Raw genomic sequence first — 22037 nt, forward strand, 5'->3', positions numbered from 1 at the left:
GACTTGTCGGGCTATTTGGCGACCCAAAATGAATTTCTGGCATAAACCCATGATGAAAAACGGCCCCCGAATCATCACTGTAGCCAACCAGAAAGGCGGTGTCGGCAAGACCACCACCGCCATCAATCTGGCTACGGCTTTGGCCGCGATCGGCGAAAAGGTGCTGATCGTCGATCTCGATCCGCAAGGCAATGCGAGCACCGGCCTCGGTATCGACCGCAAGGATCGCACCGTTTCTTCTTACGATGTGCTGACCGGCGAGCTGGAGCTGGAAGCCGCGGCCATTCCGACCGCCGTCCCCGGCCTGTCGATCGTGCCGTCGACGCTCGACCTGCTCGGCATCGAAATGGAGATCGCCTCGGCGCCGGATCGCGTGCTCAAGCTGCGCAATGCGCTGCGCGCCGCGACCGAGCGCGGGGCGCCCTTCGGCTATGTGCTGATCGATTGTCCTCCTTCGCTCAATCTTCTGACCTTGAATTCGATGGCGGCCGCCGATTCGGTGCTGGTGCCGCTGCAATGCGAGTTCTTCGCGCTCGAAGGCCTCAGCCAGCTACTCGAAACCGTCGAGCAGGTGCGCCGCTCGATCAATCCGGATCTCACCATCCAGGGCATCGTTCTGACCATGTATGACGGCCGCAACAATCTCGCCAACCAGGTGGTGCAGGATGTGCGCGAGCATATGGGCGACAAGGTCTACGAGACCGTCATTCCGCGCAATGTGCGGGTGTCCGAGGCGCCGTCGTACGGCAAGCCGGCAATCCTCTACGATTTGAAATGCTCGGGCAGCCAGGCCTATCTGCAACTGGCCTCGGAAGTGATCCGCCGCGAGCGCAAATTACGCGCCGCTTGAACAGACTGGATGCAGAATTAACGGCCGATTCGATACCGAAACGATTCTGAAATAGACTTGGAATAAAGATGAGCGAAGACCTTTCGAGGAAAAGACTGGGCCGTGGACTGGCAGCCCTGATCGGCGAGATCGATCGCCCGGCGGCACCGGAGAAGCCCGGCATGAGCGCCGACGGCAAGGTGCCGATCGAGTTCCTCAGCCCCAATCCGAAAAATCCACGCCGGCATTTCGGCGACGCCGAGCTGACCGATCTCGCCCAGTCGATCCGCGAGCATGGCGTCGTGCAGCCGGTGGTGGCGCGGCCGTCGCCGACCCAGGCCGGCCGCTACGAGATCATCGCCGGCGAACGGCGCTGGCGGGCGGCTCAGCGCGCCGGCCTGACCGAGATCCCGGTCATCCTCCGCGAGGTCAACGATCGCACCGCGCTCGAACTGGCGATCATCGAGAACGTCCAGCGCACCGACCTCAACGCGGTCGAGGAGGCGCTGGGCTACCAGCAGCTGATCGACGAGCACGGCTACACCCAGGCCGATCTCGGCAATGTCATCGGCAAGAGCCGCAGTCATGTCGCCAACACGCTCAGGCTGCTGAAGCTGCCGGACGTCATCCGCGACATGCTGGTCGACGGTGCCTTGTCGGCTGGCCATGCCCGCACGCTGGTGACGGCGGAGGATCCGGCCGGGCTCGCCAAGCGCATCGTCGAGGAAGGACTTTCCGTGCGCCAGGCCGAAGCGCTGGCGCAGATGCCGGCCGGCCTCGCTCCAGCAAAGCCGAAGCAGCCACAGGCCGCGCCGGAAAAGGATGCCGACACGCTGGCCCTGGAGAAGCTGATGACCGACACGTTGGGCATGATCGTCGCCATCGACCACAAGGGCAAGGGCGGCGAGCTGCGGGTGTCGTATCGGTCGCTGGAGCAGCTGGATGAGCTGTGCCGGAGACTGAAGCAGGAGCGATAGTTAGCCGGCGAATAACGTCGAGCGGACGCTCGGTTTGACGCAGAAAAACGAGGGCTGGCTATTAAGCCGGCCCTTTCTTTTACGGCGCTGATGACTGGCGAAATCGGCGAAGCCGTCAATCTCCCCCACAAGGGGGGAGATCGACCAATCGCCTACCGCTGCTGCCCAAGCCTGGCGCTCTCCACCGCGATGCCGAGCAACGCCTGCCGTGCCAGTGCCACCGACAGATCCGGCCGACGCCGCGTCTGCAGCACCGCGGTTTGCAGCCGGGTCAAGGCGCGCGAGAGCGCGTCGCTGCTCCAGCGTTCCAGCGCCTTCTCCACCAGCTTGCGCCGGGAGAAGAAAACCGGCGGGCGGGCGCCGGCCACCACCGAAGCGGCGTTGCGGCCGGCGGAGTCCATCTGGCCACGCATGATCTGGATCTGCTGCAACTGGCGCATCGCCGAGGACAGCACCAGGAAAGGCGGGCCGCCGGACTGGCAGTGGCGGGTGAAGGCAGTGTCGAAATCGCCGACCTTGCCTTCGAGCAGCGCGTCGACGGCGTCGTCGAAGGAGGCGCCGGACACATCGCCCGATAAGGCCCTCACCTCTTCGAGCCCGATCTCCCTCTGGCCATGGGCGTAAATAATGAGTTTTTCGATTTCGCCGCGCGAGGCCAGCCGGTCGCCGCCGAGATTGCGGCGCAGCGCTTGCCTGGCCTCGAGCGTCATCGACATGCCGGCCTTGCGCAGTTCGTCGTCGATGACCGTGTCGATGTCGCGGGCCTCATCGGCATAGCAAGGCAGCGCCATGGCGTTGTCCGCGCCCTCGACCACGGCGCGCAGGCCGACGCCCTTCTTGAGATCGCCGGCCTCGATGAGGATGATGGCATCGCGCGCGGGTTCGGCCGTCAGCGCCTTGACATCGTCGGCCAGCGCCTTCTGGCCCGTGGCATTGCGCACCCAGAGCAGCCGCCGGTCGGAAAACATCGGCACGGTACGGGCTTCGTCGAGCAGCCGGCCCTCGTCGCGGTCGACCTCCGAACCCTCGAGCCGGACCACCGAGAAAGGATCGTCCAGCGGCAGCCCGGTCTTGGCGGCGAAGGCCTTCGCCCGCTCGGAAACCAGCCCGCGATCGGGGCCGTAAAGCAGGACAATGGAGATGCGCGGATCAGGCCGCGCCAGCCACCCGTCGACCTCGAAAGCTTTCTTTTGTGCCATGGAGGCTGGTTAGCATGATGCGGAGGCGGCTTCCAGCTTGGGTTCCTAGCCCTAACGAGGGTGTCAGGTCGGGAGAGGAGAAACGCGGGTTCGCTGACCTTGGCGCCCTTCCTCTCCCTCCGGAGGGGGGAGAGGTGGCCCGGCGAAGCCGGGACGGAGTGGGGGAAGGCGGTGCTCAAATGCGCGGCCGCTGACAACTCAGCACAGAGCCCAAATCAGGGCAGGCATAAACGGTCTTGAAATAACAACGGCCGAGCCAGGTCGACCCCCACTCCGTCGAGCTTCGCTCGACACCTCTCCCCCGATCGACGGGGGAGAGGAAAGGCGCGAGGTTTGCCGCCAATCGCCTTATCTGGCGGCAATCTACCTCCCACCATTCGCCAAATTGCGCGGCGCCTCGAAACATCGACAAGAAATTTCGCGGACATAGCTTCATCTTGGGCGCGGGAGGCCGGATCCGGCCGGCGGGCGGCCGAAGGCTTGGCCGAAGAATTGGCACTGGTGGGGCGATATGCGAATATCCACATCAGGCAACATTGGAGGACAAAGGTCATGGCCGATGCTGGGATGTTGCGTTTCCATGTTCCGGAGCCGGAAGTGCGGCCAGGCGGCGCACCTGATTTTTCCAATGTGACCATCGCCGAGGCCGGGTCGGTGCCGCGCCCGGAAATATCGGTCGATCCGCGCACCATCCGCGACATGGCGTTCTCCATCATCCGGGTGCTGAACCGCAACGGCGAAGCGGTCGGGCCGTGGGCCGGGCTGCTGTCCAGCGACGAATTGCTGGAAGGCCTACGCCACATGATGACGCTCAGGACCTTCGATGCACGCATGCAGATGGCGCAGCGCCAGGGCAAGACCTCGTTCTACATGCAGCATCTCGGCGAAGAGGCGGTGAGCTGCGCATTCCGCAAGGCGCTCGCGCCCGGCGACATGAATTTCCCGACCTATCGCCAGGCAGGCCTGCTCATCGCCGACGGCTATCCGATGGTCACCATGATGAACCAGATCTATTCCAACGAGGCCGATCCGCTGAAGGGCCGGCAGCTGCCGATCATGTATTCCTCGAAGGAGCACGGCTTCTTCTCGATCTCCGGCAATCTGGCGACGCAGTATATCCAGGCGGTCGGCTGGGCGATGGCCTCGGCGATATCGAACGATTCGAAAATCGCCGCGGCCTGGATCGGCGACGGATCGACGGCGGAATCGGATTTCCATTCGGCGCTAGTGTTCGCCTCCACCTACAAGGCGCCGGTCGTGCTCAATGTCGTCAACAACCAGTGGGCGATCTCGACGTTTCAGGGCATCGCACGCGGCGGCTCCGGCACATTCGCGGCGCGTGGCCTCGGCTTCGGCATCCCGTCGCTGCGCGTCGACGGCAACGACTATCTCGCCGTGCATGCGGTGGCCAAATGGGCGGCGGAGCGGGCGCGCGGCAACCTTGGGCCGACGCTGGTCGAATATGTCACCTACCGCGCCGGCGCCCATTCGAGTTCGGACGATCCGTCGGCCTACCGGCCGAAGACCGAATCCGACGCCTGGCCGCTCGGCGACCCGATCGTGCGGCTGAAGAACCATCTGATCGGGCTCGGTGTCTGGTCGGACGAGCGGCACGCGCAGGCCGAGGCCGAGATCCTCGACACGGTGATCGCGGCGCAGAAGGAGGCCGAAAGCCACGGCACGCTGCATGCCGGCGGCAAGCCGTCGACGCGCGACATGTTCGAGGGCCTCTACGCCGAGATGCCGCCGCATCTCAGGCGCCAGCGGCAGCAGGCGGGAGTCTGAGCCATGCCAAGACGGACCATGATCGAGGCCATTCGTGACGCCATGGACGTGTCGATGGGGCGCGACGACAAGGTCGTCGTGTTCGGCGAGGATGTCGGCTTTTTCGGCGGCGTCTTCCGCTGCACGCAGGGCCTGCAGGCCAAATACGGCAAGAGCCGCTGCTTCGACGCGCCGATCAACGAATCCGGCATTGTCGGCTCGGCCATCGGCATGGCGGCCTACGGCCTGAAACCCTGTGTGGAAATTCAGTTTGCCGACTACATGTATCCGGCCTACGACCAGCTGACACAGGAGGCGGCGCGGCTGCGCTACCGCTCGAACGGCGATTTCACCTGTCCGATCGTGGTCCGCATGCCGACCGGCGGCGGCATCTTTGGCGGCCAGACGCACAGCCAGTCACCCGAAGCCCTGTTCACCCATGTGTCGGGCCTGAAGACGGTGGTGCCGTCCAACCCGCATGACGCCAAGGGGTTGTTGATCGCGGCGATCGAGGATCCCGATCCGGTGATCTTCCTCGAGCCGAAACGGCTCTACAACGGCCCGTTCGACGGCCATCACGACCGGCCGGTGACGCCATGGTCGAAGCACGAGCTCGGCGAGGTTGCCGACGGCCATTATACCGTGCCGCTCGGCAAGGCGGCGATCCGCAGGACCGGCTGCGATGTGACCGTGCTCGCCTATGGCACCATGGTCTATGTGGCTGAAGCCGCGGCCGAGGAAACCGGCATCGATGCCGAGATCATCGATCTGAGGACGCTGCTGCCGCTCGACCTGGATACGATCGTGGCGTCGGTCAAGAAGACCGGGCGCTGTGTCGTCGTGCATGAGGCGACGCTGACCTCCGGCTTCGGCGCCGAGCTGTCGGCGCTGGTGCAGGAGAATTGCTTCTATCACCTCGAAGCGCCGGTGGCGCGGGTTGCCGGCTGGGACACACCCTATCCGCATGCGCAGGAATGGGACTATTTTCCGGGGCCCGCCCGTGTCGGCCGTGCCCTCCTAGAAACCATGCAAGCGTAGATTGGGGAGCCTGAGATGGGCGAACACATCATCAAGCTCCCCGATGTCGGCGAGGGCGTCGCCGAGGCCGAACTCGTCGAATGGCACGTCAAGATCGGCGACATCGTGCGCGAGGACATGGTGCTTGCGGCCGTGATGACCGACAAGGCGACGGTCGAAATCCCGTCACCGGTCGATGGCGAGATCCTGTGGCTGGGCGCCGAGATCGGCGACACCGTGGCGATCGGGTCGCCGATCGTGCGGCTGAAAGTGGCGGGCGAGGGCAATGTCAGGCAGCAGGGCGGCGCGGTGGCATCGGAGCCTCCGGTGAAACTTCCGACGCCGAAGCCCGAGACTGCCGCGCCGGCCGCAAAGATCCCGCCGGCGGCCGCGGCGGCGGCAGCGGAGGTGAAGCCCGCCCCTCCCGCTTCGAAAAGCACCGGCGTTTCCGTCTCCGGCGCGCCGCGTCCGGAAGGTGAAAAGCCGCTGGCGTCGCCGGCCGTGCGCCTGCGGGCGAAAGAGGCCGGCATCGATCTCAGGCAGGTCGCGGGAAGCGGCCCGGCCGGCCGTATCGGCCATGAGGATATCGAGGCGTTCCTGGCACGCGGGCCGCAGGTCGCCAAGGCGTCGGGCCTCACCCGCAATGACGCGGTCGAAGACATCAAGGTGATCGGTCTCCGGCGCAAGATCGCCGAGAAGATGACGCTGTCCAAATCGCGCATCCCGCACATCACCTATGTCGAGGAGATCGACGTCACCGCGCTGGAGGAATTGCGCGCCGTGCTCAACAAGGAAAAGCGCCAGGCCAGCGGCGGCGGCGAGAGGCCGAAGCTGACGCTGCTGCCATTCCTGATGCGGGCGATGGTCAAGGCGATCGCGGATCAGCCGCAGCTCAATTCGCTGTTCGACGACGAGGCCGGCATCATTCATCAGCATGGCGGCATCCATATCGGCATCGCCGCGCAGACGCCGTCCGGGCTGGTGGTGCCGGTGGTCAAGCATGCCGAGGCGCGCGACATCTGGGATTGCGGCGCCGAGGTCGCCAGGCTGGCCGAGGCGGCCAAGTCCGGCACGGCGACGCGTGACGAGCTGTCCGGCTCGACCATCACCATCACCTCGCTCGGCGCCATGGGCGGCGTGGCGACGACACCGGTCATCAACCACCCGGAGGTGGCGATCATCGGCGTCAACAAGATGATGGTGCGGCCGGTGTGGGACGGCACGCAGTTCATCCCGCGCAAGATGATGAACCTGTCGTCGAGCTTCGACCATAGGGTGATCGACGGCTGGGAAGCGGCGGTTTTCATCCAGCGCATCAAGGCGCTGCTGGAAACACCGGCTCTGATTTTCGTGGATTGAGGGGCGGGGAATGACCGAGATGACGGCGGGACAGCGCCCCCCTCTGCCTTGCCAGGCATCTCCCCCACAAGGGGGGAGATTGGATGTCACGCTGGGTTTCGCAAATCTCCATCGTTGCCGGAATGAGCGAAGCGACGACGTTGCCAATCTCCCCCCTGGTGGGGGAGATGTCCGGCAGGAAAGAGGCGGGCGCGAAGGAACGCGACGGAACATTTCCTCGGATCGAAGTATCACGCCATGAAAGAAATCTCCTGCAAGCTGCTCGTCATCGGCGCCGGTCCCGGCGGCTATATCTGCGCCATCCGGGCGGGCCAGCTTGGCGTCGATACGGTGATCGTCGAGGCCGGCAAGCCCGGCGGCACCTGCCTCAATGTCGGTTGCATCCCGTCCAAGGCGCTGATCCATGCGGCGGAGGAGTTCGAGAAGGTGTCGCATATGGCCGGCGGCAAGAGCCCGCTCGGCATTTCGGTCTCGGCACCCGTGCTCGACCTTAGCAAAACCGTCGCCTGGAAGGACGGCATCGTAAGCCGGCTCAACAGCGGCGTCGCCGGCCTGCTTAAGAAGGCGGGCGTGAAGACCGTGCATGGCTGGGCGACGTTCCGCGACGGCAAGACCGTCGAGGTCGAGACCGAGACCGGAAGCCAGGTGATCCGCGCCGAGGCGATCGTCATCGCCACCGGCTCGGCGCCGGTCGAACTGCCCTTCCTTCCCTTTGGCGGGCCGGTGATATCGTCCACCGACGCGCTGGCCTTGAGCGAGGTGCCGAAGAGGCTAGCGGTCGTCGGCGGCGGTTATATCGGGCTGGAGCTCGGCATGGCTTTCGCCAGAATGGGCGCCAGGGTCACGGTGGTCGAGGCCTTGCCGCGCGTGCTGGCGCAGTATGACGCGGAGCTGACCCGGCCGGTGAGCAAGCGGCTTGCTGCGCTCGGCGTCGAGGTGATGCTGGGCGCCAAGGCCAAGGGGCTGTCGAAAAAAGGCGACGCGCTGCTGGTCGAGAGTTCGGACGGCAAGACTGGGGACGGCAAGACTGGCGACGGCAAGAGCGTGGAGGTCGCGGCGGACAAGGTCTTGGTGACGGTCGGGCGCAAGCCGGTGACCGAAGGCTGGGGGCTCGAGCAGATCGACCTCGACATGTCAGGCAAGTTCATCAGGATCGACGACCAGTGCCGCACCTCGATGCGCGGCGTCTTCGCCATTGGCGATGTCACCGGCGAGCCGATGCTGGCGCATCGCGCCATGGCGCAAGGCGAAATGGTCGCCGAGATCGTCGCCGGCCACAAGCGCAGCTGGGACAAGCGCTCGATCCCCGCCGTGTGCTTCACCGATCCCGAGCTGGTCACATCAGGGCTGTCGCCCGAAGAAGCCAAGGCCCAGGGCGAGGTCAAAATCGGGCTGTTCCCGTTCGCCGCCAACGGGCGGGCGATGACGAAGCAGGGCGAGGATGGTTTCGTGCGGGTTGTCGCCCGCGCCGACAACCATCTGGTGCTCGGCATCCAGGCTGTCGGGCAAGGCGTGTCGGAACTGTCGGCGGCTTTCGGGCTGGCGCTGGAGATGGGGGCGCGGCTGGAAGACATCGCAGGGACCATCCATGCGCATCCGACGCAGGGGGAAGGGTTCCAGGAAGCGGCGCTCAAGGCACTCGGGCACGCGCTGCATATTTGAGGGCAGCTGATCTCCCCCCTTGAGGGGGAGATGGCCGGCAGGCCAGAGGGGGTCGGTCCGACTGGACGCGGCCTTCCTTGCGACAGAAGGAGGTTGGCGCTCTGCGCGAGGCGACCCCCTCTGTCGCCTTCGGCGACATCTCCCCCTCGAGGGGGGGGAGACTACACAGCCTCATCCCGCCAGCCGGCTTACCATCTCATGTTGCGCATAGGCCCGTCCGAAACGGTTGGCCAGAAATGCGTCGAGCGCGATGTCTTCCTGCTTGACGAAGCCGGTCGCCGGCAGGCTGCCGTCGGCCAGCATGTCGAGCACGGCGCAGATGCCGGACGCGGTGGTGATCTGGATGGCGCTGCGGACCGTCTGGCCGATGCGCTGCGAATAGATCTTGTTGGCGTAGGTCTCCTGCAGCAGGCGGCCGTTGCGGCGGCCGGAGACGGTGACGAAGACGATGACCACGTCCTGCAGCGTCGAGGGCAGGGAACTTTCAAAGATATCCTTCAGCACGTCGCGGCGATGGCGCAGGCCAAGGTCGTTGAGCAGCGCCTTCATGATCGCGGCGTGGCCGGGATAGCGGATGGTGCGGTAGTTCAGCGTGCGCACCTTGCCCTTTAGCGTCTCGGCCAGCGTGCCGAGGCCGCCGGAGGTGTTGAAGGCCTCGTAGGTGACGCCGTCGAGCGAGAATTCTTCGCGCTCTTCCAACGGCGGGACCTCGATCAGCTCCCCTTCGACGATCGCCTCGCAGGGCTCGCAATATTCGTTGATGACACCGTCGGTGCTCCAGGTGAGGTTGTAGTTGAGCGCGTTGGACGGGTATTGCGGCAGCGCGCCAACGCGCATGCGGACGCTTTCCAGCGTGTCGAAACGGTTGGCCAGATCGTTGGCGACGATCGAGATGAAGCCCGGCGCCAGCCCGCATTGCGGGATGAAGGCGCTCCTGGCGTCGCGCGCCAGTTCCTTGACGCGGCGGGTAGAGACGACATCCTCGGTGAGGTCGAGATAATGCACGCCGGCGCTGGCCGCCGCCTCGGCGATGCGCGTGGTCAGGTGAAAGGGGGCGGCGCTCAGCACCGCGAACTTGCCGGCGAGTGCTGCTTCGAGCGCGCCCGGCGCGGCGATGTCGAGCTCCAGCGCCTCGACGCCGGCGGGCAGTTCGGCCGCGGCAAGCTGTGCCGCCGCGCGATCGACGACGGTGACGGAAAAGTCGCCGGTGGCGGCGAGCATCCCGGCGATGGTGGAGCCGATCTTGCCGGCGCCGACGACAACAATTTTCTTCATGACCCAATCCCTCATGCAAAAAGCCAAATCAAGGGAACAGGATCGCAGCTTGCCCGTCGAAAGGAAGCGTGGAATTGTGCAAAATGAAACCTCTAATTACACAATTCGCCGAAGGAATTCGTTGAAATGCTCAGTGAAGCCGAACAGGCCCTGCTTTCCCTGCTGCGCGCCAACGCGCGCGCCTCGACCGCCGAACTGGCGAGGCAGCTCGGCGTGTCGCGGACAACCGTGCAAAGCCGGATCGAACGGCTGGAGCAGCGTGGCATCATATCGGGCTACGGCGTCAGGCTCTCCGCCGACTATGAGCAGGGCCTGGTCAGGGCGCATGTGCTGCTCACCGTCACGCCCAAGCTTGCCGACAAGGTGGTGCGTGCCTTGCAGGCGCTGCCGCCGGTGCGGACGCTGCACTCCGTCAGCGGCAATTTCGACATGATCGTCATCGTCGACGCGCCGTCGATCCGCGACCTCGACGCGTTGCTCGACCGGATCGGCGCCATGGAAGGAGTCGAGCGGACATCGTCGTCGATCATCCTGTCGACGCGCATCGATCGCTGAGTGTCGGGCCGTTCATGGGCGATTCCCGCCCTCTTACCGATTTGTAAGAACCCGGCAAAACGCCGGTATGATTGACAAGGTAGTGTCACGCTCGAACCGATGCGGCCAAACCGAAGCCGAAAACCTGTCGCGTTCCGAGAGGTGGCTTTGAACGTACCGCGTAATGTTTCCGTCTGGCAAAGTCGGTGGATATGCATCGCAACCACCGCCGTGTTGCTGACTATCGCTTTGCTGTCGCTCCCAATGTCCGAAAACGGGCCGATGCAAGATTACGGCGCCCATCAGCTCTGGTTCTGGTAGCGCCCGGATGCAGTCCGAGGAAACTTGGCGGGGAGGCGGTGTCGCCACGTGGCCATCATCCGGCGTGGCGCGCTCTTTTCCCGCGTCTCCCGATTCCCAGATGGTTCTTCTCGTCGCCGCCTTCCTGATCTTCAGGATAGGACTTGCGTCGGTCATCCCACTGTCGATCGATGAGGCCTATGCGGTGGTGGTGTCGCGCAGCCATTCGCTTTCCTACTTCGATCATCCTCCGCTCGGCTTCGCGCTCGCCCGGTTCATGGCGGATATGTCCGGTTGCGAATGCCGGCTCGTGGTGCGGCTTCCCTACGTGCTGCTCGGCTCTGCGTCAGCGCTGCTGCTGTTTGCGCTGACCCGATACGCTTATGGTGCCGTCGCGGCGTTCTGGGCAGTGGCCTGGTATACGATCGCGCCGTTCTTTCTCATCTCGGCCGGCCATTTCGTCGTTCCAGACGGGCCGCTTGATTTCTTTCTGTTGGCCGCCGCTTGCCTGGCCGCGCCAATGCTACTCGGTTCAGAGCCGCGCTTTGCGTTCCTGCGCTGGTGCGCGGCCGGTGTCGCCCTTGGGCTGGCGCTGATGTCGAAATATCAGGCCGGCATATTTTGCATCTCCGCCCTGCTGGTGCTGCTGTTGACGAAACCCGGCAGGGGCCAGCTGCGGACTGCCGGGCCATGGGTGGCCGGGGCCGTCGCGGCACTTGGTCTGTTGCCGGTCGTTCTATGGAACATGGACCACGGCTGGATTTCACTGGCATTCCAGTCCGGCCGCGGCACCGCCAATGAGGGCCACCTCCTGCATCCCGGCAACCTCGCCACCACGTTGCTCGGCCAGGCCGCCTATCTGTGGCCGCCGATCTGGCTGGTCGCCATGGCGTGCCTGTGGCGAGGCGCCCGGGTCGGCACGCCAATCGATCGCTTCTTCGTGCTGTTCTCGGCGCTTCCCATCGTATTCTTCGATGTGATCGCGCTGTTCAGTGCCCACTCCCTGCCGCACTGGTCGATGAGCGGCTTCCTGTTTGCCTTTCCCCTCGTCGGCCAATGGTGCAGCGTCTATTCGACGCGACGGCCAACCCGGCTTTTCGCATCCTTCGTCATTGCCGCCGGTGTCGTATCGCTTCTGGCCGTCGGATTTGCGGTGCAGACGACAACCGGCGCGCTGACCAGGCCGTTCTTCCAGAGGGCGTCGAAGTTCGACGTCAACTGGCAACTCGTCGACTGGTCCGCGCTGACGGACAGCAAGATCGCCGACGAGATCAGGCACGCCAACGGATACGTCGTCGCTTCGAACTGGATGCAGGCGGCAAAGCTGGCCTACGAACTTGGCCCGGACATTCCGATCGAGGTGCTTCCTGGCGACCCGCGCCACTTCCAGTTCATGGACAAGAGCCCTCTTGCTGGCCGAAACACCGGGTTTTTCATCGCCGCCTTGAACTTCAGCGACGAGGCCGCTCACGAAAAGGACGCTCGCGACAGTCTCGGCGGCCTATTTGCCGTCAACGGAGATGCCCGGCATGTGGTGCAGCAAGTGTACGGATTTCCGGTGTTTGACATGCTCGTCCTGCCGGTGAAGCGCGCGCAGGCGCAACCTCCCAAGGTCAATATGCAGCCGGCGGCGGGACTGCCATGAACAAGGTGGCCCAACAGGGCGGCGGTGTGTTGGCGGACAACGTGCTTCCCATAATGACCGGGCGGGGCGGGGCGGAATTGACGATCGTCGTTCCGACGCTGAACGAGCGCGCCAACATCAGTCTGCTGGTGGACCGGCTGCGGCAATCGCTTCCGCTTCTTGAATGGGAGGTGGTGTTCGTCGACGACGACTCGAAGGATGGCACGATGCTGGCGGTCCGCGACATTGCGGCCAGCGACCACCGGGTTCGCGGCATCCGGCGTATCGCCCGCCGCGGCCTCGCCGGAGCCTGCCTCGAGGGCATCCTGTCGAGTTCGGCACCGATCGTCGCCGTGATGGACGGTGATCTGCAGCACGACGAAACCTGCCTGTCCACCATGTTCGCGGTCCTGCAGCGGGGCGAGGCCGACCTGGTGATTGCCAGTCGTTACCAGGACAATGGCGGTGCCGATGGCGGATTTACCAAGTTGCGATCGAATGCCAGCCGGCTGGCGACGCATCTTGCCCGCGTCCTTCTGAGGACGCAGATCGACGATCCGATGAGCGGCTTCTTCATGTTGCGCAGGGAGATCGTCGAGGCGGTGGCCCCCCGGCTGTCGCGGCAAGGCTTCAAAATCCTGCTCGACATCGTCGCGTCTTCGCCTACCACCATCAGGATCAGGGAAATCCCTTACGTGTTCGCCCCGCGCCTGCATGGACAGAGCAAACTCGACTCCCTGGTCGCGCTTGAATACGCCGGTCTGCTGGTTTCGAAAATGTCGGGGGATCTGATCTCGACGCGTTTCCTTGCATTTGGCCTAGTCGGATCCGCCGGCGTCGTCGTCCATCTCTCCGTCCTGCATGCATTGCTGCCGCACGGATTGTCGTTTGCCGTCGCCCAGACAGCTGCCATGTTCGCGGCGATGGCCTTCAACTACACGCTGAACAACGCGTTCACCTATCGCGACCAACGTCGGCGCGGCTGGCGGTTCCTGACCGGCTTGCTCATGTTCGCGGCCCTATGCAGCTTCGGCGTCGTGGCAGGTGTCGGGGTATCGACGCTTCTCTACAGCGGCCACTCACGCTGGTGGGTCGCCGGCCTTGCCGGCGCCATCGTCGGTTCGGCGTGGAACTACATCACCAACTCCGCCATCACCTGGCGCCGCCAGTAGAGTGGTTCCCGACACCCCGTCTCGATCGGTTGGTCACCGGAATACTTTGAAGAAGTCCGCCGACAGCCGTTTAGTTCGCTGCCGGCGGGCCTCCGACCTATTCCCGGAATTGCTCCAGCTGGTGCTGGTTTATTTAGCCGGCTGGATGCTTGATGCCGCCATCTTGCCGGCCTTGGTCGAATAGGTCACAACCACCTTCTCGCCGACTTTCAGTGTCTCGGCTTCGATGCCTTCCGGCAAGATGAAGGTCTTGCCGTCGGAAAGCGTGATCGAATCGCCCTTCTTGTCGATGCTGGCGATTGTGCCGCTGGCCGCCTTGGCGAAGGCGCCGGTCGAGGATATGACGGCGAGTACAATCGCGGCTGCGATAGCTGATTTCTTCATGGTCTTTTTCCCGTTTGGCTTGGTTGTGGAGCCGCCGGCCATTGGCCTCGAAGCGGCTAAGTAAGCCTAGACCGTGGAGTTTTCGGCTGGCTGGCCGCGAGTTTACAAATAGGTAATCGACCTCCGGCCTAACTCTTTGTTTTTACGCAATTCCCTAGGGGAAGTGCTATGCGCTTCTCCCGGGAAAACCGTTATACACTTTTCCTGGAATTGCTTTAGAGGTCGCGCAACTGTTCCGCTGCCTGTCCCGCCGATGGCCGGGCCGACCAAACGGCGACAGCCACCGAAGCGGCCACAAGGCCGAGCATGACCGCTAGGTAAAGCCAGGGAATCGACAGTGCTTCCGGCGGCGGATCGAACACGCCGGTCAGCAGCTTGACCAGCATCCATGCCGTCAGCAGGCCTGAAAGAAGGCCGAACACAATGCCGCCAACGAGGATCAGCAGACCTTCGCTCCAGAGGAAGGCGGCGAGCTGGCGCGGTCTGGCGCCGATCGCCGCGAGAATGGCAAAAGGCCGGCGACGCTCGAAGAACCCCAGTGCCAGCATCAGCCCGGCGGCAGCCGCGGCCATGACGACCGCGAAGCTCAATTCGATTGTCGTTAGACCGCCAAGATCGACCGCGGTCAGACTCGAGCCGATGAGATGTGCCGCCTGGCCGATGTCGGCCACCTTCAGCGAGGGATCGAAATCGAGCACCGAAGAAGCCTGTCGCGCCAGTTCGGCTGGATCCGCCTTGGCCCGCATGAGCACGTATTCCGACGCGTCGGAGCCGGACATGCGAGCGACATAGGCCGAATTGGCGACAAGGAAAGAATCCTTTGGCGCGGTCGGAAATTCGCGGGCGACGCCGATGAACTTGAAGGCCACAGGATGATACTGGTGATCCCTGGCATCGATGAGCCGCAGGTTGATCGTATCGCCCTGCTGGAGCTGGAAATCCTGTACGGTCTCTTCCGAGACCAGAACACCGTCTGGTGTCGCGGCGAGCAAGGCGAGCGTGCCGGCCGCGCTGGCGCCGCTGAAATAGGCATCGGACAGGCTGGTGGCGCGCCCGATGCGGTTGGGATCGATGCCATAAAGGTCCTGCAGGTCGGCGCCGACATAGGCGAAACGGTGCTGCATGGGTTCCGCCGTTGCCACTTCGGGCAGCGAGGCGAGCGCTGCAAGGTGGGCTCCGGCCGGTTTGTCCGCCGTGCCGAAGACTGTGGCGTCGGAACCGTTGGTCAGCTCGGCGTCGATGCGCGCCTGGGCATTGTAAGTGGTGTTGAAGATGGCCGTCGATGTCGCAAAGGAAATGGCCAGCGCGGTCATCGCAATGCCGATGGTCAGCCGTCCCGATTGCCGCGACAGGGCGGCCGATACGACGGGCGCCAGCGCTCCCGACACCGGCGCAACGATCATCCGCAGGAGCGTACCATTGCTGGCGATGATCCTCGCCGACAGCCTGATCGTCAGCAGCCCGATCCCAAGCCAGAACAAGGCCGGCGCGATGAACGCCTTGTAGTCCACCGCCGTCGCCGCCACGCCTTCGGGCGCAAGCACGATCTGGTATCCGGTGCTCGCCGATTGCCAGAAGAGCAATCCCGCCGCTGCGAGCAGCAGGCAGTCCAGCCACAGGCGCTGCCAGAGCGGTGCGCTCGGCCGGCTCACGGTGCGCCGCGCCGCGGTCACGGTCGTCCAGCGCGCGTCCAGCCAGGCGGGGTAGAGAAAGGCGATGAACCCGACCAGCAGCCCGAAGATGGCGACAACAAGCAGTGTCGGTCCGTCAAGGCCAAGCGCCGGGTTGAGGCCTGGCGCGACGATGGCAAGGAGCGATGCCGCGGCCATACCGACTGCGGTTCCAGCGATTGCCGCCACGGCAGCTTCCGTGGCGGACAGGAGCAGGATGTCCTTGGTGGTCGCGCCGCGGACGCGAAGCAACGCCTGCTCCGTGCGCCGGCGTGCCGCACCGGACGCAGTGACGGCAAAGGTGAGCGCAACCGCCAGTGCTATGCCAGGCAGCCCGAGGAACAGGAACAGCACCGAGGCGTACAACGCATCCTCGCGGACCGCCCCAAGCCGCGAGCCGAGATTGTCGGCCACCAGGGCCTGGCCGGCGACCCGCGCTTCGAGATTGCGCTGGGCGGCGGCGACAGAGGTATAGGCCACGACGGGATCCGGTGGCAGCGTCTCGCGGTCAAGCCGCACATGCAATTGCAGCCGGGTGGTGTCGGGACGGACCTGCTGCTGCGGATCGAACACTTGCCGCCAGGTTTCCCGCGGCAGGATGAGGACGTTGTCGGGCGGCGCCTGCGGCGCGGCCTGGGGCGGCAGGCCGACAGCCTGGAACAGGGCGTCGGCGTCGGGGAGATCGACAACGCCGGCAATCCTGACCTCCGCCGGCGGCAGACCTATACGCTGGATCGAGACCGTGTCGCCGGGGCCGACATGCAGGTTGGCGGCTGTCTGCTGGGCAATCAGCACGCCGTCCAGGGTGCCGGAAAGCGAGCGGATTTCCGCCGGGAAATCGGTGGGATACCGGCTATCGAAAGCAACCGCCTGGCCAGGCCCCGTGGTTTGGGTCGTACCGCTGGTCTGGGCTTCAAGGCCGGCGACGTCGGCATAGCGGACTTGATGCGCCGCCTTGACCGGAGCAGCTTGCGTCAAGGCCTTGCCGATGAGATCCGGATCAGCGCCGGGAATAATCTGCACCTGCCAGTCGATTGAAACCGCCGACACGGCGCGGGCGGTCATCGATGCACCGGCGTCGGCGAGGAAGAGCGACATTGCCGCAAGCAAGGCGACGGCCAGCGCGATGCCGGCAGCGGCGCCGGCCACGCGCAGGAAACGGCGGGCGAGGACGCCACGGATCCACAGCAGGACCATCATGCCGCGGCGGCCCCTGGCCTATGCCCGGTGGTCAGCCGGCCGTGTTCCATCGTCCAGCGCGTCGCCATGCGGTTGGCCACGGTTTCGTCATGCGTGGCCAAGACCAGGGCGACGTCGGTGCCTTCCAGGCGGTCGAACACGGCGTCGAAGAAACGCAGCGCCGTTCGGCTGTCCAACTGTCCGGTAGGCTCGTCGGCCAGCACGAGTTTCGGACCCATGACCAGAGCACGGGCCATGGCAATGCGCTGGGCTTGACCGCCGGACAGCTCCTCCGGCAGCTTGTCGCCGAGCTCGCCGAGGCCGAACGATTGCAGAAGCGATGCCCCGGCGTGGTCAGTGTCGGTATTCTCGCCGGCGAGCAGCATGGGCAGGCCGACATTCTGGACGGCGGTGAGGGCGGGGAACAGGCTGGGCGACTGGAATACGAAGCCGATCTGGCGCGGCCTCAAGGCCTCGAACGCGCCAAGCCCAGGCCATTCGACGGTACCGGCCGATGGCCGGTCGAGCCCGCCGAGAATATGCAGCAGGGTTGTCTTGCCGCTGCCCGAAGGTCCGACGAGCGCGATACGCGCGCCCGAAGCGATCTCGCAGTCGACATCGCGCAGCACTGCAATCCGACCGGTGTTGCCATCCCGGAAGTCCCGTCCGAGGCCTTTGGCGACGACGAGCGTCTCACCCACGGTCGATCCTCCCGTCCTTTAGCCGGACGATGCGATCGGCCCTCCGCGCCAGCGCCCTGCTGTGGGTCGCCAGCAGCGTTGCCAATCCGGCGTCGCGCCTGGCCTCGAAATGGGCGATAAGCCGGGATTCGGTATCCCTATCAACCTCCGCGGTCGGCTCGTCCGCGATCAAGACCGGCGGATCGGCGGCCAGCGCCACGGCAAGGCCTGCGCGCGCCGTCTCGCCGCCGGACAGCTCGGTCGGAAAAGCGCGCGCACGATGCGAGAGGCCGACACTGTCCAGCAGGCCGGCTATTCGTTGGTCATCCGGTTTCTTCGCCAGCAGCATCTGCAATCGAAGGTTCTGCGCGACGGTCAAGTGGCCAAACAGGTTTCCCGATTGCGGCAGAATGCCGAAGCTGGCGGCGCGAACGCGCGAGCGGTAGGCCTCCGGTCGCCTGGTCAGCCGGACGCCAGCCACCTCGACATGGCCGCCATCAGGTTCATCGAGGCCCGTGACGCAGGCCAGCAAGGTGGATTTACCACTGCCGGAAGGCCCGACCAGGGCGACGATCTCGCTGGCGCCAACGTGGAAACTGACGCCTCGCAACGCGGCGGTCTCGTCGTCGCCGATATGGAAAAAGCGATAGATTTCATGCGCGTCCAACGCGTGCATCTCATTTCCACCGGAACGATTTGGACATCAGCTGCCACTGGTCGACATTGTCGGCGCCCTTGGGCGCATATAGTTCCAGCGCCACGAGCTTGCCGTCCCTGAAATAGAGGTAGCGCTCGTTCTCGAGGCGAACCTGCCGGTTGGTCACCGCGTTCGGTTCGGAGTTCGAGGTATAAACGATGCGGATCGCGGCGCCAGCCGGCAGCTTGACCTGCTTGACGGCGCTCACTTGCACAGCGCGTCCGGCGGCTTCGAGCTTGGCGACATAGTCCGCCTTGGCGCTGTCGACGGTCGGCGCGGCGTCCGCCTTGGAAATCGAGACCACGACGCCGTCCAGCTTGTCGACGAAGCTGGCGCCGTCGGCGCGATCAGACCGTGCCCAGCCCTCAGGCACCTTCAGGCTGAATCCTTCCGGCGAGGTATAGTCGATGAACACTTGCGTATCGGGAATGTCCCCCGGGGGGTTCTTCTCGGGTTGGACAGCCTTCTCAGCGGCCGAAGCTGGCAGGCTGCAAAGCGTTGGGACCAGGGTGACTATCGTGCCAAGGCACGCCGCGACGGCAAGAACCGGCAACACGCTGTTGGTTTTCCGAGAAGGGGTTTTCATTTCCGCGGCCTTTCGAAGCAAGCTGAGGTCCCTCAGTATGCCGCCGCAAGTTTACTGGCGGGTCGCCAGCCTCATACGTTTTGGTAAGCTTCCGGCTCTCGCTTCAGCTCTATGACCCCGGCGATCTCAACAGTGGAAAGCTCACCTCCACGGCGAGGCCTGGCCGGCAGTCCTCCAGCGTAATGGAGGCCCCGTGCAGGTCGGCGATGGCCCTGACAAGGCTGAGCCCGAGGCCGCTGCCCGGCGTCGAGCGGCTGTGGTCCAGCCGGTAAAGACGCTGAAACACTTTTTCGCGCTCGTCCGCGGGAATGCCCGGTCCATTGTCGGCGACGCCGGCAAGGATGCGCGCGCCCTGGTGCGTCACCGACAGCGTGATCGTGGTTCCGGGAGGGCAGTGGCGCAGTGCGTTTTCGACCAGATTGGCGAACATCTGCGTCAAAAGCTCGCGATCGCCGTGGATGCGGTCCGCCGTTCCGTCCAGAATCGGCGGTGACAGCAACTTGCCGTCATCCTCGGCCACGTCGGAGTAGATATCGGCGATGGTTTGCAGGATCTCGCCCAGATCGACATCGGTGAACCGCGCCTTGCGCGCGCCGGCCTCGATCTGCGCGATTCTCAACAGCGCGTCGAAGGTCTCGTTGATCTGATACCCTTCCACGCGGGCATCGGCCAGGTCGTCGGAGACATCCTCATTTCGCGTGGACTTGTCGGCGGCACCTTCCAGGATCATCTGCAGGCGGTTGAGCGGTGTCTTCAGATCATGCGCGATGTTGGTGCTGACCTGCTTCATGCCTTCGACCAGGCCCGACAGGCGGTCGAGCGCCGCATTGACCTGACTGGAAACGATGTCGATATCGTCGCCGGTGCCGGTCAGCGGGATGCGGGTATCGAGCCGGCCATGCGAGACGTCGACCATGGTCGCGGCGATGCCATCAAGGCGGCGCTGGACACGCGAGGCAAGCAGCGCGCCGCCGGCGACAGCCAGGCCCGTGATGATCAGGGTTGCCCAGCCAAAGCTCATCATCGCCACCGTTTCCAGCTCCTCCGTGTCGGAAAGGCTGAAGGCGACAGTGAGGCTGTAGTGGCCGATCGAGCCGGAAAAGGCACGGTACTCCGTATCGGGAGGGACGCCTGGCAATACGGCGTCGAACGCCGAGAACCCCTCGGGAAGCCCGGCGGCGGTGAAGTTGCCGGCCAGGTGGTTACCGGCCGGGTCGGTCAGCGAAAACAGCTGTTCCTTCGTCGGGCTGAGCTTGGCGTGGCTTTCGATCGTGGTGACAAGGTCTTCCAGGTCGTTCTCGGTATAGGTGGCGGCGACAACCGAATAGGTTTCCTTGATGGTCTCGTCGAGCCGCTCGGCAAGATCGGCGCTCATCATCTCATAGACGATGGCGCCCGACAGTACGAAGGCCAGCATGAACAGAAAGCCGAATGTCAGCGCGAGCCGGAACGGCGTGCTGCGCAGCAGGCGAGACCAGGTACCGGTCATGATGCGAGCGGAGCGTGCAGGCTGTAGCCGGTGTTGCGGATCGTGTGGATGAGCTGGACGTCGAACGGCTTGTCGACCTTGGCCCGCAGCCGGCTGATATGGGTCTCGACGACGCTGGTCTTGGGATCGAAATGAAAATCCCAAACGCGCTCCAGGAGCATGGTGCGGGTGATGACACGGCCTTCGCCGCGCATCAGCACCTCGAGCAGGCTGAATTCGCGCGGCTGCAGGTCGATCGGCTGGCCCTGCCTGACAACGCGCCGCATGATCAGGTCCATTTCGAGGTCGCCGACCCGCAGGACCGTCTTCTGCTCCTGCGCCGCGGGCCGCCGGCCGAGCGCATTGATGCGGGCGAGCAGCTCGGAAAAGGCGAAGGGCTTGACCAGATAGTCGTCGCCGCCGGCCTCCAGGCCCTCGACGCGATCATCGATGCCGCCGACGGAAGTGAGGAATATCGCCGGCGTGCGCACGCCCGCCGCGCGCACCGCCTTGACCATAGACAGGCCGTCGAGACCCGGGATCATGCGGTCGGCGACGATCACGTCATAGCCACCGCTGGTCGCGGCGAAAAGTGCGTCGTGGCCGTTGCGCAGGAGGTCGCAGACATGGCCGGCCTCGGTCAGGCCCTTGACGATGTAGTCCGCCGTCCTTTGGTCGTCCTCGACAAGAAGAAGTCGCATCGCTGTTCCGGTTGATTGCCAATTTGGGCAACAGGCTATCACCGGCTCGGGCCTGTTCCTAGGAGGGCAGGGCGGCTTTGACCGTGTGGCACTCTCCTTACCTTCGTCATCCTCGGGTCCGCGTCGCCACGCTCATGCTCCAGCCGTGGATGACCAAATCAAGGTTCAATCCGATTCCAGCAGAATTTCGTCGGTATCGTCGGCGGCTTTCTTCAGCGTCATGTAGAGAACCAGGGCAAAGATGCAGCCAAGGAAGATCAGGCTGGTGAAGGTGGTGCCGAAACCGAAGCCGCCATACTCGACCGGCTGCGACAGGAGATCGCCGAAGGAGGCGCCGAGCGGCCGGGTAAGGATGTAGGCGAGCCAGAAGGCCAGGATGGCGTCCAGCTTGACGAGATAATAGGCGAGCGCGATGAGCGCGATGACGCCGCCGAACATCAGGCCGGACGTCAGATAGCCCATGTCGAAGCTCTCGGCGACGAGATCGCCGGCGGCGGTGCCGAGCGAGAAGGTGAACAGGATCGCCAGCCAGTAGAAAATTTCGCGGCGGGTGGTGAAGATGGTGTGGATCGACAGTGTTCTTTCGCTGGCGTACCAGACCGCGAATATCGCCACGAGCGCGACCGAGAAGGCGATCGTCGTCGTCTGCAGGCGCACGCCGAAATTGTCGACGAGGTTGTCGGTGATCAGCGTGCCGACGACGCTGATCAGCACCACCGCCAGCCAGTAGGCCCAGGGTACGTAGCGTTTCTGCGCGAACTGCAGGACAAGGGCGACGATCAGCACGCCGGTCATGATCAGCGAGGTAACGGTCAGCCCGAGCCCGAGATTGACGGCGAGATAGTCCGCCGCCGTCTCGCCCATGGTCACCGCCATCAGCTTGATCAGCCAGAAATCGAGGGTGACGTCCGGAACCCTGTTGTGGCCGTCAGGGTGTTGCGGGTTGGGAGAGAGCATGGC

The 22037-nt window shown here is 64.6% G+C and carries 19 protein-coding genes; 9 read left to right on the forward strand and 10 right to left on the reverse strand.

Annotation, left to right across the window (positions count from 1 at the left end):
- Window positions 1-49 precede the first annotated feature (49 nt).
- Window positions 50-850 (forward strand): ParA family protein, encoded by an 801-nt coding sequence (locus EB233_RS04370; RefSeq protein WP_081294221.1) that lies wholly within the window; start codon window positions 50-52, stop codon window positions 848-850.
- A 68-nt stretch (window positions 851-918) separates the two neighbouring features.
- A complete protein-coding gene (locus EB233_RS04375) occupies window positions 919-1806 on the forward strand; it encodes a ParB/RepB/Spo0J family partition protein (protein WP_064990925.1) in 888 nt (295 codons plus the stop codon).
- A 152-nt stretch (window positions 1807-1958) separates the two neighbouring features.
- Here the strand turns inward: EB233_RS04375 and holA are convergent, their stop codons facing one another.
- Window positions 1959-3005, reverse strand: coding sequence for a DNA polymerase III subunit delta (gene holA, locus EB233_RS04380; RefSeq protein WP_064990926.1), 1047 nt, complete (start codon window positions 3003-3005; stop codon window positions 1959-1961).
- Between the two features lie 552 nt (window positions 3006-3557).
- On the opposite strand from holA, the gene EB233_RS04385 reads away from it, so the two are divergent.
- The 4 genes from EB233_RS04385 to lpdA all read left to right on the forward strand — a co-directional run bounded on the left by EB233_RS04385 (window position 3558) and on the right by lpdA (window position 8807).
- A complete protein-coding gene (locus EB233_RS04385) occupies window positions 3558-4790 on the forward strand; it encodes a thiamine pyrophosphate-dependent enzyme (protein ID WP_064990927.1) in 1233 nt (410 codons plus the stop codon).
- A gap of 3 nt (window positions 4791-4793) precedes the next feature.
- Window positions 4794-5807 (forward strand): alpha-ketoacid dehydrogenase subunit beta, encoded by a 1014-nt coding sequence (locus EB233_RS04390; RefSeq protein WP_064990928.1) that lies wholly within the window; start codon window positions 4794-4796, stop codon window positions 5805-5807.
- Window positions 5808-5822: 15 nt separating this feature from the next.
- Window positions 5823-7145, forward strand: coding sequence for a dihydrolipoamide acetyltransferase family protein (locus EB233_RS04395; protein WP_064990929.1), 1323 nt, complete (start codon window positions 5823-5825; stop codon window positions 7143-7145).
- A gap of 237 nt (window positions 7146-7382) precedes the next feature.
- On the forward strand, window positions 7383-8807 hold the full coding sequence (gene lpdA, locus EB233_RS04400) for a dihydrolipoyl dehydrogenase (protein WP_064990930.1): 1425 nt from the start codon (window positions 7383-7385) through the stop codon (window positions 8805-8807).
- Window positions 8808-8978: 171 nt separating this feature from the next.
- On the opposite strand, the gene EB233_RS04405 is transcribed toward lpdA, so the two are convergent.
- A complete protein-coding gene (locus EB233_RS04405; protein WP_064990931.1) occupies window positions 8979-10082 on the reverse strand; it encodes a saccharopine dehydrogenase family protein in 1104 nt (367 codons plus the stop codon).
- A 126-nt stretch (window positions 10083-10208) separates the two neighbouring features.
- Here EB233_RS04405 and EB233_RS04410 point away from each other — a divergent pair, with 126 nt between their 5' ends.
- The 3 genes from EB233_RS04410 (at window position 10209) to EB233_RS04420 (ending at window position 13712) form a co-directional block, all read left to right on the forward strand.
- A complete protein-coding gene (locus EB233_RS04410; protein ID WP_027055691.1) occupies window positions 10209-10637 on the forward strand; it encodes an Lrp/AsnC family transcriptional regulator in 429 nt (142 codons plus the stop codon).
- A gap of 400 nt (window positions 10638-11037) precedes the next feature.
- The gene (locus EB233_RS04415) at window positions 11038-12561 is read left to right on the forward strand and encodes an ArnT family glycosyltransferase (RefSeq protein ID WP_064990932.1); all 1524 of its coding nucleotides are present in this window, start codon (window positions 11038-11040) and stop codon (window positions 12559-12561) included.
- Window positions 12558-13712: a glycosyltransferase family 2 protein gene (locus EB233_RS04420; RefSeq protein ID WP_081294223.1), complete on the forward strand. Its 1155-nt coding sequence runs from the start codon at window positions 12558-12560 to the stop codon at window positions 13710-13712. Before EB233_RS04415 ends, EB233_RS04420 begins: the two co-directional genes overlap by 4 nt.
- 129 nt (window positions 13713-13841) lie before the next feature.
- On the opposite strand, the gene EB233_RS04425 is transcribed toward EB233_RS04420, so the two are convergent.
- The 8 genes from EB233_RS04425 to EB233_RS04460 form a co-directional block, all read right to left on the reverse strand.
- Entirely contained in the window at window positions 13842-14096 is a 255-nt protein-coding gene (locus EB233_RS04425) for a DUF1344 domain-containing protein (RefSeq protein WP_064991228.1), read from the reverse strand.
- Between the two features lie 215 nt (window positions 14097-14311).
- A complete protein-coding gene (locus EB233_RS04430; RefSeq protein WP_064990933.1) occupies window positions 14312-16966 on the reverse strand; it encodes an FtsX-like permease family protein in 2655 nt (884 codons plus the stop codon).
- Entirely contained in the window at window positions 16963-17646 is a 684-nt protein-coding gene (locus tag EB233_RS04435; RefSeq protein WP_064990934.1) for an ABC transporter ATP-binding protein, read from the reverse strand. Before EB233_RS04435 ends, EB233_RS04430 begins: the two co-directional genes overlap by 4 nt.
- Window positions 17639-18301, reverse strand: coding sequence for an ABC transporter ATP-binding protein (locus tag EB233_RS04440; RefSeq protein WP_064990935.1), 663 nt, complete (start codon window positions 18299-18301; stop codon window positions 17639-17641). The genes EB233_RS04435 and EB233_RS04440 overlap by 8 nt, the downstream gene beginning before the upstream one ends.
- Before the next feature lies 1 nt (window position 18302).
- Window positions 18303-18908: a hypothetical protein gene (locus EB233_RS04445; protein ID WP_064990936.1), complete on the reverse strand. Its 606-nt coding sequence runs from the start codon at window positions 18906-18908 to the stop codon at window positions 18303-18305.
- 109 nt (window positions 18909-19017) lie between these two features.
- Complete coding sequence (locus EB233_RS04450) at window positions 19018-20397, reverse strand: sensor histidine kinase (RefSeq protein ID WP_064990937.1); 1380 nt, start codon at window positions 20395-20397, stop codon at window positions 19018-19020.
- On the reverse strand, window positions 20394-21077 hold the full coding sequence (locus EB233_RS04455; RefSeq protein ID WP_064990938.1) for a winged helix-turn-helix domain-containing protein: 684 nt from the start codon (window positions 21075-21077) through the stop codon (window positions 20394-20396). The genes EB233_RS04450 and EB233_RS04455 overlap by 4 nt, the downstream gene beginning before the upstream one ends.
- 165 nt (window positions 21078-21242) lie before the next feature.
- The gene (locus tag EB233_RS04460; protein ID WP_064990939.1) at window positions 21243-22034 is read right to left on the reverse strand and encodes a COG4705 family protein; all 792 of its coding nucleotides are present in this window, start codon (window positions 22032-22034) and stop codon (window positions 21243-21245) included.
- Between the last annotated feature and the right edge of the window lie 3 nt (window positions 22035-22037).

It is taken from the genome of Mesorhizobium erdmanii (assembly GCF_013170725.1).
Classification (GTDB): Bacteria; Pseudomonadota; Alphaproteobacteria; order Rhizobiales; family Rhizobiaceae; genus Mesorhizobium; species Mesorhizobium erdmanii.

Bases quoted from the DNA above. Each gene is read 5' to 3' on its own strand.
- EB233_RS04370 (WP_081294221.1), top strand. From the start codon at position 50: ATGATGAAAAACGGCCCCCGAATCATCACTGTAGCCAACCAGAAAGGC.
- EB233_RS04375 (WP_064990925.1), top strand. From the start codon at position 919: ATGAGCGAAGACCTTTCGAGGAAAAGACTGGGCCGTGGACTGGCAGCC.
- holA (WP_064990926.1), bottom strand. From the start codon at position 3,005: ATGGCACAAAAGAAAGCTTTCGAGGTCGACGGGTGGCTGGCGCGGCCT.
- EB233_RS04385 (WP_064990927.1), top strand. From the start codon at position 3,558: ATGGCCGATGCTGGGATGTTGCGTTTCCATGTTCCGGAGCCGGAAGTG.
- EB233_RS04390 (WP_064990928.1), top strand. From the start codon at position 4,794: ATGCCAAGACGGACCATGATCGAGGCCATTCGTGACGCCATGGACGTG.
- EB233_RS04395 (WP_064990929.1), top strand. From the start codon at position 5,823: ATGGGCGAACACATCATCAAGCTCCCCGATGTCGGCGAGGGCGTCGCC.
- lpdA (WP_064990930.1), top strand. From the start codon at position 7,383: ATGAAAGAAATCTCCTGCAAGCTGCTCGTCATCGGCGCCGGTCCCGGC.
- EB233_RS04405 (WP_064990931.1), bottom strand. From the start codon at position 10,082: ATGAAGAAAATTGTTGTCGTCGGCGCCGGCAAGATCGGCTCCACCATC.
- EB233_RS04410 (WP_027055691.1), top strand. From the start codon at position 10,209: ATGCTCAGTGAAGCCGAACAGGCCCTGCTTTCCCTGCTGCGCGCCAAC.
- EB233_RS04415 (WP_064990932.1), top strand. From the start codon at position 11,038: ATGGTTCTTCTCGTCGCCGCCTTCCTGATCTTCAGGATAGGACTTGCG.
- EB233_RS04420 (WP_081294223.1), top strand. From the start codon at position 12,558: ATGAACAAGGTGGCCCAACAGGGCGGCGGTGTGTTGGCGGACAACGTG.
- EB233_RS04425 (WP_064991228.1), bottom strand. From the start codon at position 14,096: ATGAAGAAATCAGCTATCGCAGCCGCGATTGTACTCGCCGTCATATCC.
- EB233_RS04430 (WP_064990933.1), bottom strand. From the start codon at position 16,966: ATGATGGTCCTGCTGTGGATCCGTGGCGTCCTCGCCCGCCGTTTCCTG.
- EB233_RS04440 (WP_064990935.1), bottom strand. From the start codon at position 18,301: ATGCACGCGTTGGACGCGCATGAAATCTATCGCTTTTTCCATATCGGC.
- EB233_RS04445 (WP_064990936.1), bottom strand. From the start codon at position 18,908: ATGAAAACCCCTTCTCGGAAAACCAACAGCGTGTTGCCGGTTCTTGCC.
- EB233_RS04450 (WP_064990937.1), bottom strand. From the start codon at position 20,397: ATGACCGGTACCTGGTCTCGCCTGCTGCGCAGCACGCCGTTCCGGCTC.
- EB233_RS04455 (WP_064990938.1), bottom strand. From the start codon at position 21,077: ATGCGACTTCTTCTTGTCGAGGACGACCAAAGGACGGCGGACTACATC.
- EB233_RS04460 (WP_064990939.1), bottom strand. From the start codon at position 22,034: ATGCTCTCTCCCAACCCGCAACACCCTGACGGCCACAACAGGGTTCCG.